The following is a 1,728-nucleotide window of genomic DNA, read 5'->3' as shown; positions in this document are numbered from 1 at the left end:
CGGGCGCACATAAAAAAATACTCGACCAAAAGGTCGAGTATTTTTTATAATCCAAAGAATGTTGTAAATAATTTAACCGTAAAATCGTGATCTTCAACTGAAGCTAATTCACGAATTGAGTGCATCCCAAGTAAAGGAGCCCCCATATCCATAACCGGAATCGTTAAAATTGATGATGTAACTGGACCAATTGTTGTTCCACCACGTACATCTGAACGATTATAGAATTTTTGATATGGTACTTCGGCTGTTTGACATAATCCTTCAAAAATTGCCATACAATGGCTATCTGTACTATATGAACCAGAAGCAGCAATTTTAAGTACTGGTCCTTTCCCTAATACTGGACGATGTGTCGGATCATGTTTTTCAGATACATTAGGATGAACCGCATGTGCTAAGTCAGCTGAAATCATAACTGAATTTGCTAAAGTACGATGCATTCCCTCACGGTCTTTTCCTAACGCTAATGTTACTCGTTCAATGATATTTGGAATGAAGTTTGAGTTAGCCCCTTGTGCAGTTAAGCTTCCAATTTCCTCATTATCCATACAGATCATCATTTTCGTTGCAGCAGTTTCATTACTTTCAACTAATGCTTTAACTCCAGCATAAACCATCCACATATCATCTAGACCGCCACATGAGATAAGCTCTTCATTTACACCTACTAAGCATCCTTTTTCATATTCATATAGGCTTAATTCAAACCCCATAATCTCTTTATAATCAACTTCTAACTCATTAGCTAATAATTTGACTAAATAGTTATCTTTTTCAAAATGTTCATTTACTAATCCTAATAAAGGTAAAGTATCCTTTTGTTTATTAACCTCAAATCCCTCATTTACAGAACGATTCATATGAATAGCTAAACTTGGAATAATTAATAATGGCTTATTAATATTTACTAATCTAGTAACTGGTTTAAATGGTGTTTCCCCTTTTAATGTTACCTTACCAGCTAACCCTAAAGGACGATCAAACCATGTATATAAAAGAGGTCCACCATAACCTTCAGTATTTAATTTTAAATAAGATCCTTCAATTACCATTTCTGATTTTGCTTTAATTCTAAATCCAGGTGAATCAGTATGGGCACCAATCATACGAACTCCATGTTCGATGACATCACCAGTTCCAATTTCAAAAGCAATTAATGCTGAATCATTTTTCTTTACATAATATTTTCCTTTAGATTCTAAAGCCCATTGATCAGCTTCCTTTAATTCAACATAACCATGTTCAGTTAAATATGATTCTGTTTTTAAAACACTATGAAAAGCAGTCGGACTTTCATATAAAAAGTCGATTAACTCTAATGCTGCTTGCTTTTTCATTTGATGATTCCTCCTATTCATGACTCAATATTATTCATCATAACACTTTTTCGAAAAATAGGCAAATAGAGACAAAATAGTGCCAGCTAGAAATACACAGAAAAATAAGAGTACTTATCTATAGAATTAGATATTCTAAAGTTTTGAGGTTCTATAATATTTGGTGTGGGTGATTCCCACACTTCTTTTATTTGGAATAAAAAATAAGTATAAAAAAAGAGACATCACGTCCCAAATTCTATACCATGTAATTGACCCAAAAAAACACGAAAGGATTGGGTTTATGTCTCACAATAATTGTATCTTAACTTAACTCGATTTAAAATATAAAAATATTACTTTTTCAGAAAATTGGATGAAAGATGATCAGAATAACCGCATCCCCTCA

The 1,728-nt window shown here is 32.8% G+C and carries 1 protein-coding gene; it reads right to left on the bottom strand.

Going from position 1 to position 1,728, the window contains the following annotated elements; translation table 11 throughout:
- Window positions 1–44 precede the first annotated feature (44 nt).
- Complete coding sequence (locus tag NEH75_RS10650) at window positions 45–1,340, bottom strand: M18 family aminopeptidase (protein WP_055306065.1); 1,296 nt, start codon at window positions 1,338–1,340, stop codon at window positions 45–47.
- Between the last annotated feature and the right edge of the window lie 388 nt (window positions 1,341–1,728).

The organism is Turicibacter sp. T129, assembly GCF_025594975.1.
GTDB lineage: Bacteria > Bacillota_I > Bacilli_A > MOL361 > Turicibacteraceae > Turicibacter > Turicibacter bilis.
Note: the sequence above shows the minus strand (reverse complement) of the source record. Positions and strands in the feature narration are given on the sequence as shown.

What these genes read in the sequence shown, in the direction of transcription:
- NEH75_RS10650 (WP_055306065.1), bottom strand. Translation starts at nt 1,340, where the DNA reads ATGAAAAAGCAAGCAGCATTAGAGTTAATCGACTTTTTATATGAAAGT.